Source organism: Xenorhabdus sp. SGI 60, from assembly GCF_056632175.1.
The window spans coordinates 909186-925265 of the sequence record NZ_CP196860.1; the positions used below are offsets into that span (position 1 = coordinate 909186).

The window sequence follows — 16080 nt, forward strand, 5'->3', positions numbered from 1 at the left end:
TTTAATTTAAAGTCTGTCAGGAATGAAAGTAACTGTTTAAAATTTCACGGTTTCCTGACATTTTAGTTTTAACGATTCATTTTCAGATTCACAAATCGCTTCCCATTGAGTGAAACCCGTCTTCGTATCCTGAATAGGTTTTAACGTGGCATGGAGTCCATTAAGGTTTTGCTGACCCACTATCGTTATCTCCCCCTCTTTTACTGAGATGGTGCTGATATAGCGGCTATTGTGGCCTGATGGAATGGAAGGGTGACCAGAGTGACAATTTTTATAATTTTCAGCCTCGAAGCGACACAGTTCCACACCAGATTTATAAGGCACAATAGCTTGTAGCATATCGGTTAACGCGGCTTTTTGGATATATCCCTGATAACTGGGAATGGCAATTGCGCCGAGAATAGACACGATAGCCATAACAACCATCACTTCAATTAATGTAAATCCTTGTTGTTTCATGTTTCCTCCTTATATGGACTTTGGGATAACTGACCATCTTCAATGGCAGAGATGCCTTTCATTCTGTAAGTTGCAATCTATTGGGATGAATGTCGGTGCCACTAAGCATTGAGGGAAAAGGAGAGAAATAAAATATCGTTAATAAACTTTATGAAACTGGCTCGAAAAAATAACTTTATGTTGCATTTTTTTGCACAAATTTTTCGAGCCAGCCCGTAAATAAGAAACCACCCGATATATTGGCCGATTGAAGGTGCTAACATGCTAACTTGTTACACTTTAAGCCATAGCATTACGTTTAATGAAGTTGATTGATATTGGCCATATTGGAATGGTGATTTTGGCAAGGTGATATTAAATATTAAGGGGGAGGCAAAAGAATGAAACTGCATGAAGGGTGGATTGATGATGCGAGAAAGGTTATTTCCCCGCATTGTGATCTGCGCCCAGAAGGAGAAATACCCGCATTATTGGTTATTCATAACATCAGTTTACCTCCTGGCAAGTTTGGTGGCCCTTATATTGATCAATTATTTATGGGAACATTAGATCCTAAAGCCGCTCCTTTTTTTGGTGAAATTAAGCACTTACGTGTTTCTGCTCACTGCTTAATCCGGCGCGATGGTGAGATTGTACAATATGTTCCTTTCAATAAAAGAGCTTGGCATGCTGGTGTTTCCTGCTACTGTGACCGTGAGAAATGTAATGATTTTTCGATAGGCATTGAACTGGAAGGCACAGATTATGAGGAATTTACTGAAATTCAGTACATTAAATTAGCGGAAGTTACTGAGCTGCTTATTAACCAATATCCTGATATTCATGACAATATTACAGGACACAGCGATATCGCCCCGGGAAGGAAAACCGATCCTGGACCTTATTTTTATTGGGAACATTACCGTCAATTATTGCAGGAGCGAGTTGGATGACTCTCTTTATTCTATTGTTAATACTGGCATGGGAACGTGTTTTTAAGATGAGGGATCACTGGCAACTGGAACGCTATCTAGCCCCAGCTTTTGCCAGACTCAAATCACATTCACTATGGGGTAGCTTGGGCATGACCTTTCTGGTCGCGTTATTGACATGGAAGCTTATTGATATTTCTGGCTCTGTTGCTTTTGGTATGCTCGCGATTGTGCTGGGTATCATAATCAGTCTGTTATGCATTGGTGCAGGCAGGCTGCGGCATGATTACCGCGGATATCTTCAGGCTGTGCGCCAGGATGATTTTGGACAGCAGAAAAAGTATCTTGCCCGTCTGACGATGATTCAGGGAATATTACCTGACACCACAAAAGAGGAGCGGTTGCGTGAGATACAGAATGCATTGATTTGGATAAATTTCCGTTATTATCTTGCCCCTGTTTTTTGGTTGGCTGTCTTGGGTAAATTCGGTCCGGCGGTTTTGATGGGATATGGCTGCCTGAGAGCTTATCAACGTTGGTTGGCCCAGCACGCAACGGCAGTGCAGAGAGCACAATCTGGCGTTGACGGCATACTGCATTGGCTGGATTGGCTTCCTGCTCGGTTGGCAGGTATTACCTATGCCTTGTTAGGACATGGAGAGAGAGCCTTACCAGCCTGGATTGCATCACTCACTGATTTTCGGTCATCACAATACAAGGTCGTTAGTCAATTAGCACAATTCGCATTAAGTAAAGAACCCCATCTTGACCCTATAGAAACGCCTGTTGCTGCCGTAACATTAGCGAAAAAAGCTACCTTTACTATTGTGATTATTGTCGCACTGTTGACGATTTATGGGACATTAGTTTGACAAACAAGAGAGCATAGAGGGCTAAAGCCCATTTTCTCTAAATTTTAAGCGTTAACATGGATAGGGAGCTTTTTTTGAGTTGGGGGTTTTTTGTTTGGGTTTTAGTTTTGCCCATTTATCTTTTTTGATTTCGAGTTTTTTATCTTGCTGTAACGTTTCATTTTGCTCATCTATGCGTTTAAAAAACGTTAAATCTCCCTAATATCTCCTATCTAAAAATCCTCTCTGGTTATAATTTTCTAATAATATTTAAAATATTTTGTTAAAATTTGCAGATTTTTATGATTTAGCCCAAGGTCTTTATAGACAGCTAGTGAATACTTTGTTACTTTAAGACCCTGTATTCTAAATTGGTATTACCAATTGACTTTGACCTGTTAACTAGGGCTTAATGGCTAAGATTTAGTCAGTAAGACTTAGCTGAGTAGGGCATAGTCCAAAGCAACATTTACTTATTGAATGGCTTACAGCAGATATGGCCTATAGCAAGATTCGCCAACCAAAGTTATCAGATGTGATTGAGCAGCGTCTTGAACAGCTCATTCTCGAAGGCTCGCTACGCCCGGGAGAAAAACTGCTGCCTGAGCGTGAACTGGCAAAGCAGTTTGAAGTATCACGTCCTTCATTGCGAGAAGCCATTCAAAAATTGGAAGCCAAAGGCTTTCTTTTCCGTCGTCAAGGGGGCGGAACTTTCGTGCAGAACAATCTGTGGCAAAGTTTCAGCGACCCACTTGCCCAACTTATTGCAGAGAATCAAGAATCCCAGTTCGATCTCCTTGAAGCCCGTCATGCGTTAGAGGGGATTGCTGCTTATTATGCCGCCCTTAGAGGAACTGATGAGGATTTCCAACGCATTGAGCAAAGCCATCTTGCCATTCAAGAAGCACAACAAAGTGGTGATGTGAATGCGGAATCGGATGCTGTCTTGCAATACCAACTTGTTGTCACGGAAGCTGCCCATAATGTGGTATTGCTGCATTTATTGCGCTGTATGATCCCAATGTTAGAACAAAATATCAGGCGCAATTTTGAAGTTATCTATACCCGTAAAGAAATGTTGGCAGCTGTTAGTAACCACAGGGCTGAAATTTTTCGCTCTATTATGGCGAGAGAACCGGAAAAAGCCCGTGAGGCTTCCCATCGCCATCTGGCCTTTATTGAAGAAGTTTTATTGGATCTGACTCGTGAACGTACTCGCCGTGAGCGTTCATTGAGGCGGCTCCAGCAACATCAGGAATAAGAGCCTGTCCCTTGGAACGTCATAGACAAATCAAATTCCCGAATGGGGTGGGTTCTAACTTAACTGTACAGATTTGACTGCTGCGTTTGTACAGTTTGTCAACTCTTTTCAAGAGTTTTAGCAGCAATATACAGCAGGGCCTATCTTCCGGTCATAACAGGCAGTTTCGTCAAAAGGTATGACCAGAAGATAGGCTCCAATAACCATTAGAAAATAGATAACAGATAAGGAATACACCATGTCAGATATTTTGAAAAATGACGTGGATCCGATCGAAACTCGCGATTGGTTACAGGCGATCGAATCGGTCATCCGTGAAGAAGGTGTTGAGCGTGCTCAGTTCTTGATTGATCAGGTTTTGAATGAAGCTCGTAAAGGTGGTGTTAGCGTTGCTGCAGGTGCTGCAAGCCGCGATTACATCAACACTATTCCTGCTGAGGATGAGCCTGCTTACCCTGGCAACCTGGATTTAGAGCGCCGCATCCGCTCTGCTATTCGCTGGAATGCGGTGATGACCGTTCTGCGTGCATCTAAAAAAGATCTGGAACTGGGGGGGCACATGGCTTCATTCCAGTCTTCCGCTACCGTTTATGACGTGTGTTTTAACCACTTCTTCCGCGCTCGTAACGAAAATGATGGCGGTGACCTGGTATACTTCCAGGGCCACATTTCCCCTGGCGTTTACGCCCGTGCGTTCCTTGAAGGTCGTCTGACTGAAGAGCAGATGAACAACTTCCGTCAGGAAATTGGTGGTAATGGCCTGTCTTCTTACCCGCATCCAAAACTGATGCCTGACTTCTGGCAGTTCCCAACTGTTTCAATGGGTCTGGGGCCAATCTCCGCTATTTATCAGGCTAAATTCCTGAAATATCTGGAAAATCGTGGCCTGAAAGATACGTCTAAACAAACCGTTTACGCTTTCCTGGGCGATGGTGAAATGGATGAACCAGAATCTAAAGGTGCGATCACTATCGCAACTCGTGAAAAACTGGATAATCTGGTATTCGTCATCAACTGTAACTTGCAGCGTCTGGATGGCCCAGTAACCGGTAACGGCAAAATTGTTAACGAACTGGAAGGTATCTTCGAAGGTGCTGGCTGGCAGGTACTGAAAGTCCTGTGGGGTGAGCGTTGGGACGAACTGCTGCGTAAAGACACCAGTGGTAAACTGGTTCAATTGATGAACGAAACGCTGGACGGCGACTATCAGACATTCAAGTCTAAAGATGGCGCTTATGTTCGTGAATACTTCTTCGGTCGTTACCCGGAAACTGCTGCATTAGTCAAAGATATGACTGATGACGAAATTTGGGCTTTGAACCGTGGCGGTCACGATCCGAAGAAAGTTTACGCTGCACTGAAAAAAGCACAGAATACCACGGGCAAACCAACTGTAATCCTGGCTCAGACCATTAAAGGTTACGGTATGGGTGATACCGCTGAAGGTAAGAACATCGCTCACCAGGTTAAGAAAATGAACATGGAAGGCGTTCGTCAGTTCCGTGATCGTTTCAATGTACCGGTATCTGATGAGCAGATCGAAAACTTGCCATACCTCACTTTCGATAAAGATTCTGAAGAATCTAAGTACCTGCATGAGCGTCGTAACGCACTGGGTGGTTATGTACCAAGCCGTCGCGTTAACTTTGACGAGAAACTGGAAATCCCAGCGCTGGAAGAATTCAGCTCTCTGCTGGAAGAACAATCCAAAGAAATTTCTACCACTATCGCTTTCGTTCGTGCACTGAATGTCATGCTGAAGAACAAGTCGATCAAAGATCGTCTGGTTCCAATTATTGCTGACGAAGCACGTACCTTCGGTATGGAAGGTCTGTTCCGTCAAATCGGTATCTACAGCCCTAATGGTCAGCAGTATACTCCGCAAGACCGTGAGCAAGTTGCATACTATAAAGAAGATGCAAAAGGCCAGATCCTGCAAGAAGGTATCAACGAGCTGGGTGCTGCTTCATCTTGGCTGGCTGCTGCAACTTCTTACAGCACCAATAACCTGCCAATGATCCCGTTCTACATCTACTACTCCATGTTCGGATTCCAGCGTATTGGTGATCTGTGCTGGGCAGCGGGTGACCAGCAAGCTCGCGGCTTCTTGGTGGGTGGTACTTCTGGTCGTACGACTCTAAATGGTGAAGGTTTGCAGCATGAAGATGGCCACAGCCATATTCAGTCCCTGACTATTCCTAACTGTATCTCTTACGATCCCGCATTCGCTTATGAAGTTGCTGTTATCATGCAAGATGGTCTGGAGCGTATGTATGGTGAGAAACAAGAGAATATTTACTACTACATCACCACGCTGAACGAAAACTACCACATGCCAGCCATGCCTGAAGGTGCTGAAGAAGGCATCCGTAAGGGTATCTACAAGCTGGAAAGCCTGGAAGGTGCAAAAGGTAAAGTGCAGTTGCTGGGTTCTGGCTCTATCCTGCGTCACGTTCGTGAAGCAGCGAAGATCCTGTCTGCTGAATACGGCATTGGTTCCGATGTGTACAGCGTTACTTCCTTCACCGAACTGGCTCGTGATGGTCAGGATTGTGAGCGTTGGAACATGCTGCACCCATCAGAAGAAGCTCGTGTTCCTTATATTGCTCAAGTCATGAACGAAGCGCCGGCTGTTGCTTCTACTGACTATATGAAACTGTTTGCAGAGCAAGTACGTAATTTCGTTCCTGTAAGCGATTACCGTGTATTGGGTACTGACGGTTTTGGTCGTTCTGACAGTCGTGAAAATCTGCGTCATCACTTTGAAGTTGATGCTTCTTATGTGGTTGTTGCGGCTCTGGGTGAACTGGCTAAACGTGGCGAAGTTGATGTGAAAGTCGTTGAAGAAGCTATCAAGAAATACAACATCAACCCAGAAAAAGTTAACCCACGTCTGGCATAAGAGGTAAAGATTAATGTCTATCGAAATTAACGTGCCTGATATTGGTGCAGATGAAGTTGAAGTTACCGAGATTTTGGTGAAAGTGGGTGACACAGTAGAAGCAGAACAGTCACTGATTACGGTTGAAGGTGACAAAGCTTCTATGGAAGTTCCTTCTCCACAGGCGGGTGTAGTTAAAGAAATCAAAGTTGCAGTTGGCGACAAAGTTGCAACCGACAAGCTGATCATGATTTTTGAATCCGCAAACGGTGCGGCAGAAGCTGCACCTGCACCGCAATCGGCGGTAGCTCCAGCAGCAGCGGCAGCAGTAGAAAGCAAAGAAGTGAATGTACCAGATATCGGTGGTGACGAAGTTGAAGTGACCGAAATCATGGTAAAAGTGGGTGATACCATTGCTGAAGAGCAGTCACTGATCACAGTTGAAGGTGACAAGGCCTCAATGGAAGTTCCTGCACCATTTGCGGGTACGGTGAAAGAGATCAAAATCGTGGCGGGTGATAAAGTGAAAACGGGTTCCCTGATCATGGTCTTTGAAGTAGCAGGTTCAGGTGCGTCCAGCGGTAGCACAGGCAGCGGCTCCAGTAGCGGCGCCTGCGGCTTCTGCGATAAAAGAAGTTAACGTACCAGATATCGGTGGTGACGAAGTTGAAGTGACCGAAATCATGGTAAAAGTGGGTGATACCATTGCTGAAGAGCAGTCACTGATCACAGTTGAAGGTGACAAAGCCTCAATGGAAGTTCCTGCACCATTTGCGGGTACGGTGAAAGAGATCAAAATCGCGGCTGGCGATAAAGTGAAAACTGGCTCTCTGATCATGGTATTCGAGGTTGCGGGTGCGGCTCCTGCGGCGCAGCGCCAGTAGCTCCTGCTCCTGAACCTGCGAAAGCAGCGCCAGCAGCAAGCAAGCCAGCAGAAGGCAAAAATGAATTTGCTGAAAATGACGCTTACGTTCACGCTACTCCAGTGATTCGTCGTCTGGCGCGTGAATTTGGCGTAAATCTGGCTAAAGTAAAAGGGACTGGCCGTAAGGGGCGTATCCTGCGCGAGGACGTTCAGGCTTATGTGAAAGATGCGATTAAACGTGCAGAAACAGCGCCTGCTGCTGCGGGTGGCGGTCTGCCAGGTATGCTGCCGTGGCCAAAAGTTGATTTCAGCAAATTTGGTGAAATCGAAGAAGTTGAAATGAGCCGTATCCAGAAAATTTCTGGTGCTAACCTCAGCCGTAACTGGGTCATGATCCCTCACGTTAATCTGTTTGATGAAGCGGATATCACTGAAGTTGAAGAGTTCCGTAAACAGCAGAACAAAGAAGCTGAGAAGAAACAACTTGGCGTGAAGATCACTCCACTGGTATTCGTCATGAAAGCAGCGGCGAAAGCATTGGAAGCAATGCCTCGCTTTAACAGCTCCATTTCTGAAGATGGCCAGAAGCTGATCCTGAAAAAATATGTCAACATCGGTATCGCGGTTGATACACCTAATGGTCTGGTTGTTCCTGTATTCAAAGATGTCAACAAGAAAGGCATCCTGGAACTGTCCAGAGAATTGGCTGAAGTTTCCAAGAAAGCACGTGCTGGTAAGCTGACCGCTTCCGACATGCAAGGTGGTTGCTTCACCATCTCCAGCCTGGGTGGTATCGGTACTACCGGCTTTGCACCAATTGTGAATGCGCCAGAAGTGGCAATCATGGGTCTGTCTCGTTCTTCCATGAAACCAGTCTGGAATGGCAAGGAATTCGTTCCGCGCCTGATTCTACCTATGTCTCTGTCTTTCGACCACCGTGTGATCGACGGAGCAGATGGTGCACGTTTCATCACTTATATTAATCAATTGATGAGCGACATCCGCCGTTTGGTGATGTAATGCAAAGGCCGGTAAATATACCGGCCTGATAATGACTATCGTGACAGATATTTTCGCTTTGCATCTGGCAGGTTGGGATTTCTGTCACGTTAACGCGCTTTTCAGGTTATTTACAATTCTGTAAACTGCTCGCGGTGTGTACGTCCCGGTGGAATATGGTTTTTTTTCGTCTGACCCGCCGGACAAACAATTAAGAGGTCATGATGAGTACTGAAATTAAAGCCCAGGTAGTGGTGCTTGGAGCAGGCCCGGCAGGGTATTCTGCTGCTTTCCGTTGTGCGGACTTAGGTTTGGACACTGTTCTGGTTGAACGTTACTCTACTTTGGGTGGTGTTTGCCTGAATGTTGGTTGTATCCCATCCAAGGCACTGCTGCATGTTGCCAAAGTGATTGAAGAAGCAAAAGCACTGGCACAGCATGGTATCGTGTTTGGTGAACCACAAACTGATATCGATAAGATCCGTCTCTGGAAAGAAAAAGTTATTTCTCAGTTGACAGGTGGTCTGGGCGGCATGGCTAAGGGCCGTAAAGTTAACGTTGTTAACGGTGTTGGTAAATTTACAGGTGCTAACACTTTGGTGGTGGAAGGCGAAAACGGCGCAACAACGATCAATTTTGAAAATGCCATTATCGCAGCGGGTTCACGCCCAATTCAGCTGCCATTCATTCCACATGATGATCCTCGTGTATGGGATTCTACCGATGCACTGGAGCTGAAAACGGTTCCAGGACGCCTGTTAGTCATGGGCGGTGGTATTATCGGTCTGGAAATGGGTACTGTTTACCACGCTCTGGGTTCTCAGATCGATGTGGTAGAAATGTTCGATCAGGTTATTCCTGCGGCGGATAAAGACGTTGTTAAAGTGTTCACTAAGCGCATCAGCAAGAAGTTCAACTTGATGCTGGAAACTAAAGTGACCGCGGTAGAAGCTAAAGAAGATGGCATCTACGTAACAATGGAAGGTAAGAAAGCACCGGCAGAGCCACAGCGTTATGATGCGGTTCTGGTTGCTATCGGTCGTGTACCAAACGGTAAATTGCTCGATGCTGGCAAAGCGGGCGTTGAAGTTGATGATCGTGGCTTTATCCGCGTGGATAAACAAATGCGCACTAACGTGCCTCACATCTTTGCTATCGGTGATATCGTTGGTCAGCCAATGCTGGCACACAAAGGTGTTCACGAAGGTCACGTTGCTGCTGAAGTTATTTCTGGTAAAAAACATTACTTCGATCCAAAAGTTATTCCATCTATCGCTTACACTGAGCCAGAAGTGGCATGGGTTGGCCTGACCGAGAAAGAAGCGAAAGAAAAAGGCATCAGCTACGAAACTGCGACTTTCCCATGGGCAGCATCCGGTCGTGCAATTGCCTCTGACTGTTCAGATGGTATGACTAAACTGATTTTCGACAAAGAAACTAACCGTATTATTGGTGGTGCCATTGTTGGTACTAACGGTGGTGAGTTGCTGGGTGAAATCGGTCTGGCTATCGAGATGGGTTGTGATGCAGAAGATATCGCCCTGACTATCCACGCTCACCCAACCCTGTACGAATCAATTGGCATGGCTGCGGAAATTTATGAAGGCAGCATCACTGACTTGCCAAACCCTAAAGCAAAGAAAAAGAAATAATTCTTTAGATTTTGCAGTAGGTTAAAAAGAAATTTTAAACGGCTTTCCTGTGTGAAAGCCGTTTTTAGTTACAGATAGGCAAAAATTTGCAGGTAGATATTAAGGAATTTTCAGGCCAAAATAACAACATATAGCATTTAAAACTTTAATACTCTCTCCAAGCTCATTTATCCAGAATTTTATTATGGTTTAATGTTGATTTTATGTGAATGAATTAACATGCTATTCAAATTTTGGTATGCTAAACGCCCGAATCTGGGCATAATTCTGATGTTATGCGAGCAAAATCCTCTGACCTTGCACCCTTAGTGATTGTTTTTAGATGATCATTTTCAATGATCGTTAGCGGGTGCTGACAGCCGGGTATAGAAAATGACAATGAGAGCGAGGAGAAAGTCGTGCTAGAAGAATACCGCAAGCACGTAGCCGAGCGTGCAGCTCAAGGCATCGTCCCTAGGCCGTTAGACGCAGCTCAAGCAGCAGCGCTGGTCGAATTACTGAAGAACCCACCTAAAGGTGAAGAAGATTTCCTGGTAGATCTACTGACCAATCGTATCCCTCCTGGTGTAGATGAAGCTGCTTATGTTAAAGCAGGTTTCCTTGCTGCCGTTGCTAAGGGAGAAACTGATTCTCCTTTGGTGACACAGGAAAAAGCCATTGAATTATTGGGAACCATGCAGGGTGGGTATAATATCCACGCTTTAATTGATGCCCTGGATGATGACAAGTTGGCTCCGATTGCGGCGAAAGCACTTTCTCATACTTTGCTGATGTTTGACAGCTTCTACGATGTGGAAGAAAAAGTAAAAGCGGGTAATGTCCATGCCAAACAGATTATGCAATCGTGGGCAAATGCAGAATGGTTCCTTGGGCGTCCTGAATTAGCGGAAAAAATCACCGTTACCGTCTTTAAGGTCACGGGGGAAACCAACACCGATGATCTTTCTCCTGCTCCTGATGCGTGGTCACGCCCTGATATCCCCTTACATGCTTTGGCAATGCTCAAGAATGCCCGTGAAGGTATTGAGCCTGATCAAGCCGGTGTCGTAGGCCCGATTAAGCAAATTGAAGCCCTGAGCAAGAAAGGCTATCCATTGGCCTACGTTGGGGATGTGGTTGGTACAGGCTCTTCCCGTAAATCGGCAACGAACTCCGTATTGTGGTTTATGGGGGAAGATATTCCGTTTGTCCCAAATAAACGTGGTGCAGGCGTGGTCTTGGGCGGAAAAATTGCCCCCATTTTCTTCAACACCATGGAAGACGCAGGTGCGTTGCCCATAGAAGTGGATGTTTCCAAATTGAATATGGGAGATGTGATTGATATCTATCCCCATAAAGGTGAAGTCCGCCATCACGAATCCAATGAATTACTGGCTACTTTTGCCCTGAAAACCGATGTGCTGATCGATGAAGTCCGTGCCGGTGGCCGTATTCCATTGATTATCGGTCGCGGTTTGACTGGCAAAGCACGTGAATCATTGGGTTTACCACACAGTGATGTATTCCGTCAGGCAAAAGCGGTTGCGAAAAGCGATCGTGGCTTCTCATTGGCACAGAAAATGGTTGGCCGTGCCTGCGGTAAAAGTGGTATTCGTCCGGGGGAATATTGTGAGCCTAAGATGACTTCTGTGGGTTCCCAGGATACCACGGGGCCAATGACACGGGATGAATTGAAAGATTTGGCATGTCTGGGCTTCTCTGCGGATCTGGTCATGCAATCATTCTGCCATACGGCTGCCTATCCAAAACCGGTTGATGTAACGACACACCATACTTTGCCTGATTTCATTATGAACCGTGGTGGCGTATCGTTGCGTCCGGGAGATGGCATTATCCACTCATGGTTGAACCGCATGTTATTGCCAGATACGGTGGGTACAGGCGGAGATTCCCATACCCGTTTCCCAATTGGTATTTCTTTCCCGGCGGGTTCAGGTCTGGTGGCATTTGCTGCGGCAACGGGCGTCATGCCATTGGATATGCCAGAATCTGTACTGGTTCGCTTTAAAGGAAAAATGCAGCCTGGAATAACTTTGCGTGATTTGGTTCATGCCATTCCTTATTATGCGATTCAGCAAGGTTTGCTGACTGTTGAGAAGAAAGGTAAGAAAAACATCTTCTCTGGCCGTATTCTTGAGATTGAAGGTTTGCCTGAACTCAAAGTCGAGCAGGCATTCGAGTTGGCTGATGCGTCTGCCGAACGTTCTGCGGCAGGATGTACCATCAAGCTGGATAAAGAGCCAATCATTGAATACTTGCAATCAAACATTGTCTTGCTGAAATGGATGATTGCGGAAGGTTACGGTGATCGCAGGACATTGGAACGCCGTATTATCGGTATGGAAAACTGGCTGAATGATCCTCAATTGTTGGAAGCGGATGCAGATGCTGAATACGCAGCCGTTATTGAGATCGATCTGGCAGGCATTAAAGAACCTATTTTATGTGCACCTAATGATCCCGATGATGCACGCCTGTTATCTGACGTGGCTAACAGCAAAATTGACGAAGTTTTCATTGGCTCTTGCATGACGAATATTGGTCATTTCCGTGCGGCGGGTAAATTGCTGGATCAGCATAAAGGCCAGCTACCGACTCGCTTGTGGGTTGCTCCTCCGACTAAGATGGACGCTGCTCAATTAACGGAAGAGGGTTATTATAGTGTTTTCGGCAAGAGCGGAGCACGCATTGAGATCCCAGGTTGTTCATTGTGCATGGGGAATCAGGCACGTGTGGCGGATGGTGCAACAGTGGTATCCACTTCCACCCGTAACTTCCCTAACCGCCTAGGTTCCGGTGCCAATGTTTACCTTGCTTCGGCGGAGTTGGCGGCTGTAGCTTCATTATTGGGGCGCTTGCCAACACCGGAAGAGTATTTGCAGTTCATGGATAAAGTCGATGAAAGCGCAGCAGATACTTATCGCTACCTCAATTTTGATCAATTGAATCAATACACAGAGAAAGCGGAAGAGGTGATCTTCCAAACCGCAGTATAAAAAAGTATATTGCAATGTATGGGGAGGCAGATGCTTCCCCTTTTTTTGTTTTTCTGCCTACCGTTTTATAAATCAATTTCGTAGTATCTGTTTTTTCTCAGTTTGTGGACGGCTCTTCAGAGGTGGAAGTAGCAGAACTGTTTAAAATCCAAATGGAATTATTTGGTATCTGTAAAAATAGTAGGTGAGGGGGTATGTGATGGAATATGAATTTATGCAGGATATTACCGGCCAAGTAACAACATCCTTTTCAATGGATCATGAAGCTATTGGCCATTGGTTGAATGAAGAAGTGAAAGGCGATTTGCGTGTATTGGATAAAATCATTGTGGCCTTGCAAGAGATTAAAGGGAGTGAACGCCAGTGGCAGTTGGCGGGTCATGAATATACGCTATTGATGAGTGAAGATGAGATCATGATCAGGACCAATCAACTTCAATTTGATACAGAGGTTATAGAAGAAGGAATGAGTTACTACGATAACGAGAGTCTGGCTTTTTGTGGGACAGATGATTTTATCAAGATGTTGGGAAACTACAGAGAATTTATTTTGCACAAAAATAAAACATAAGTGGCCGTGTTCAAGCCATGAAGGCTTTCTGCCATAATTTATATTCCACACATTCTTGTGTTGTGATAGTGGCTTTCTATTCTTTGAACAAAAAGTCTTTGAACAAAAGCTATTTTTGAACGGGAGCCTATATCTGCTAGTCGTGTTCGTTGTGAATAACGGCATTGAATGGAAATAGGCTCCAACAATAACGGTGGGCTTTGTATGGAAAAGATCAATCTGTCAAATGAGATTGATAAAGCGGCAAACTGGTTTACCAACAATCAGGATCTACTGATTCAGTATGCGGTAAACATCGTATCTGCCTTTTTGATCCTTATCGTTGGCTTATTTGTTGCCAAGTTGGTTAATAAAGCCATTAAGCGTGTTATGTCACTACGTGGCATTGATGCCACCATTTCTGATTTTCTGTCCGCGATTATTCGTTACGCCATCATCGCGTTTACGATTATCGCTGTTCTTGGGAAATTGGGTATTCAGACTGCTTCTGTGATTGCAGTCATCGGTGCCGCGGGTTTAGCGGTAGGTCTGGCATTGCAAGGTTCACTGTCTAATTTTGCTGCCGGTGTTTTATTGGTGCTTTTCCGCCCACTGCGTACTGGCGAATATGTCAGCATTGGCGCCGTGGAAGGAACTGTCATGCAAGTACAGATTTTCTCGACAACATTGCGCACGGCAGATGGCCGTATCATTGTGATCCCTAACGGTAAGATTATTGCGGACAATATTATCAATATCAGCCGTGAACCTGATCGCCGTACCCAAATTATGGTAGGTGTTGCGTATGATGCGGATATTGATGAAGTGAAAAGAGTGTTGGGTGATGTGATTCAAGAAGATAAACGCATTCAACATGAAAAAGGTGTCACTATTCGCCTGCATGAAATGGCGCCTTCATCATTGAACTTTATTGTGCGTGTGTGGACTACCAATGGTGACGCCTGGAACGTCTATTGGGATTTGATGGAAAACTTTAAGCGTGCTTTGGATAAGCACAATATCGGCATTCCATTCCCGCAAATGGATGTTTATCTGCATCAGCAACATGGTGTTTTACAGAAGAAGACGGACGAATACGTAAACGCTCAATTAACCCGTGCAATTCACATAATCTCGCTGATATTCACATTCCACGGGAGCAGATCGTGCAGGGGATCACCGGATTGGCGTTTGGGGAGTTCGGTGAAAATATGCCGGAAGTAAAAATACGGATTGATGTCATTGGCCCGGCAGGTCATCACCAGACTGTATAAATTCGCGCTGGCAAATGCGCCTGCTGCTGAAGTCGAAAAAATCCAGTTTTTGCGCCCGGTGGTGAACGGACGGATATCCCGCTCGGTAATATTATTGTCAATGCTGATATGCCCGTCTTCCAGATACATTATTAGTTTCGGCCACTGATTCAGCGCATAGGTGATCGCCGTGCCGATAGCACTTTTCGGCAACACCGTCTGACTCGCCTCCGTCAGCCAGTCGTGAAAGTTTTTCAGCAGAGGACAGGCTTTTTCCTGCCGTAACCGTCGTCGTTCATCGGGGCTGAGTAATCGCGCTTCCCGTTCAATGCCGTACAGTTTGGCGATAAACGTCAGTGCCTGCTCAGCGCGGCCGGCTTTTTTACCGGCCTGTACTTTCTGGGCATCGGTAAATTTACGCCGGGCATGGGCCATGCAGCCCGCGTGTTTAACGGATTTCAGGGTATCATAAGCGGCATAGCCATCCGTCAGCAGATACCCCGCATAATCACCCAAAAAATCCGCGACACAGCGACTACTGCGGCTTGGCTGATAGTCAAAAATCACCGCCGGATGCGCCGCAAATTCACCACTGCGATACACCCACATGTAGGATTTGCTTTGCGCCAGGCGATCGACTTCGCGAAGCACCTGCACCGGCGTTTCATCCGCACAAATCAACGGTTCACTGAGCAAGTGAGTCCGCATCAGGTCAACCAGCACATGCACTTTGCGCCCGAGCTGGACACACCAGTTCGCCAAGGTACTGCGGCTGATTTCAATCCCGGAGCGGGCTAAAATATCGGCCTGCCGATACAGGGGCAGCGCATCGACATATTTCGCCGTGACTATCGCGGCCTGCGTGTCCGGGCTGGCGATGGTCCGGGGTAACAGGCTGGGCGGAACCGGTGCCGTGATGATGTTGCTGTGGGCTTCGGTTTTGTCACACTGCCGGCAGGCGTATTTGGTGCGTTCGTGACGAATGACGCTCACTTTTTGCGGGATGATTTTCAGCGTTTCTGACGTTTCGGTGCCGCAGGCATGCAATGGTTCACCGCAACAATCGCAGTGCGGCGCATTCAGCGTATGACGCAGCACTTCCCGCGCCAGCCCGGCCGGCAACGGCTGACGGCCTTTTTTGTGATGCGCCGGGGCCGGTTTCGGCAGGCTCTCCTGCTGTTCCGCTTCGTTGAACGTCCCTTTGTCGGCCTTTTCACTCTGTTTACCAAAGCGTTTTGATTTGCTGAGGTTGAGCTGTTCGAGCAGATGTTGGATCTGACGATCTCTGCCCTGAATATCGGCCTGAAGCTGATAAATCAGGGCTTTTAGTTGGTCAATATCATCAGGCAGGTCAGTCATGGACTCAGGCTCTCAGAAGGAAAATCTGAGTGTGACAGCCACA

General features: G+C 46.1%; 10 protein-coding genes and 1 pseudogene. 9 read left to right on the forward strand and 2 right to left on the reverse strand.

Annotated features, from left to right (window positions below; all coding sequences use genetic code 11):
* Positions 1-36: 36 nt before the first annotated feature.
* On the reverse strand, positions 37-459 hold the full coding sequence (gene ppdD, locus ACSJJG_RS04185; RefSeq protein ID WP_481088599.1) for a prepilin peptidase-dependent pilin: 423 nt from the start codon (positions 457-459) through the stop codon (positions 37-39).
* A gap of 380 nt (positions 460-839) precedes the next feature.
* On the opposite strand from ppdD, the gene ampD reads away from it, so the two are divergent.
* The 9 genes and pseudogenes from ampD (at position 840) to mscS (ending at position 14649) form a co-directional block, all read left to right on the forward strand.
* The gene (ampD, locus tag ACSJJG_RS04190) at positions 840-1391 is read left to right on the forward strand and encodes a 1,6-anhydro-N-acetylmuramyl-L-alanine amidase AmpD (protein ID WP_481088600.1); all 552 of its coding nucleotides are present in this window, start codon (positions 840-842) and stop codon (positions 1389-1391) included.
* Positions 1388-2242 carry a beta-lactamase regulator AmpE gene (gene ampE / locus ACSJJG_RS04195; RefSeq protein WP_481088601.1) on the forward strand — a complete coding sequence of 285 codons (855 nt, stop codon included), beginning with the start codon at positions 1388-1390 and terminating at the stop codon, positions 2240-2242. Before ampD ends, ampE begins: the two co-directional genes overlap by 4 nt.
* Before the next feature lie 475 nt (positions 2243-2717).
* On the forward strand, positions 2718-3482 hold the full coding sequence (gene pdhR / locus ACSJJG_RS04200) for a pyruvate dehydrogenase complex transcriptional repressor PdhR (RefSeq protein ID WP_348986609.1): 765 nt from the start codon (positions 2718-2720) through the stop codon (positions 3480-3482).
* Positions 3483-3720: 238 nt separating this feature from the next.
* Positions 3721-6384 carry a pyruvate dehydrogenase (acetyl-transferring), homodimeric type gene (gene aceE / locus ACSJJG_RS04205; protein ID WP_481088602.1) on the forward strand — a complete coding sequence of 888 codons (2664 nt, stop codon included), beginning with the start codon at positions 3721-3723 and terminating at the stop codon, positions 6382-6384.
* A gap of 13 nt (positions 6385-6397) precedes the next feature.
* A pseudogene (aceF, locus tag ACSJJG_RS04210) lies at positions 6398-8248 on the forward strand (pyruvate dehydrogenase complex dihydrolipoyllysine-residue acetyltransferase).
* A 203-nt stretch (positions 8249-8451) separates the two neighbouring features.
* Entirely contained in the window at positions 8452-9879 is a 1428-nt protein-coding gene (gene lpdA / locus ACSJJG_RS04215; protein ID WP_338884741.1) for a dihydrolipoyl dehydrogenase, read from the forward strand.
* Between the two features lie 398 nt (positions 9880-10277).
* Complete coding sequence (gene acnB / locus ACSJJG_RS04220; RefSeq protein ID WP_481088603.1) at positions 10278-12875, forward strand: bifunctional aconitate hydratase 2/2-methylisocitrate dehydratase; 2598 nt, start codon at positions 10278-10280, stop codon at positions 12873-12875.
* A 199-nt stretch (positions 12876-13074) separates the two neighbouring features.
* Positions 13075-13446, forward strand: coding sequence for a YacL family protein (locus ACSJJG_RS04225; protein ID WP_481088604.1), 372 nt, complete (start codon positions 13075-13077; stop codon positions 13444-13446).
* 204 nt (positions 13447-13650) lie between these two features.
* Complete coding sequence (gene mscS / locus ACSJJG_RS04230; protein ID WP_481088605.1) at positions 13651-14649, forward strand: small-conductance mechanosensitive channel MscS; 999 nt, start codon at positions 13651-13653, stop codon at positions 14647-14649.
* On the opposite strand, the gene tnpC is transcribed toward mscS, so the two are convergent.
* The gene (gene tnpC, locus ACSJJG_RS04235) at positions 14550-16037 is read right to left on the reverse strand and encodes an IS66 family transposase (protein ID WP_481088606.1); all 1488 of its coding nucleotides are present in this window, start codon (positions 16035-16037) and stop codon (positions 14550-14552) included. The genes mscS and tnpC overlap by 100 nt on opposite strands.
* Positions 16038-16080: the final 43 nt, after the last annotated feature.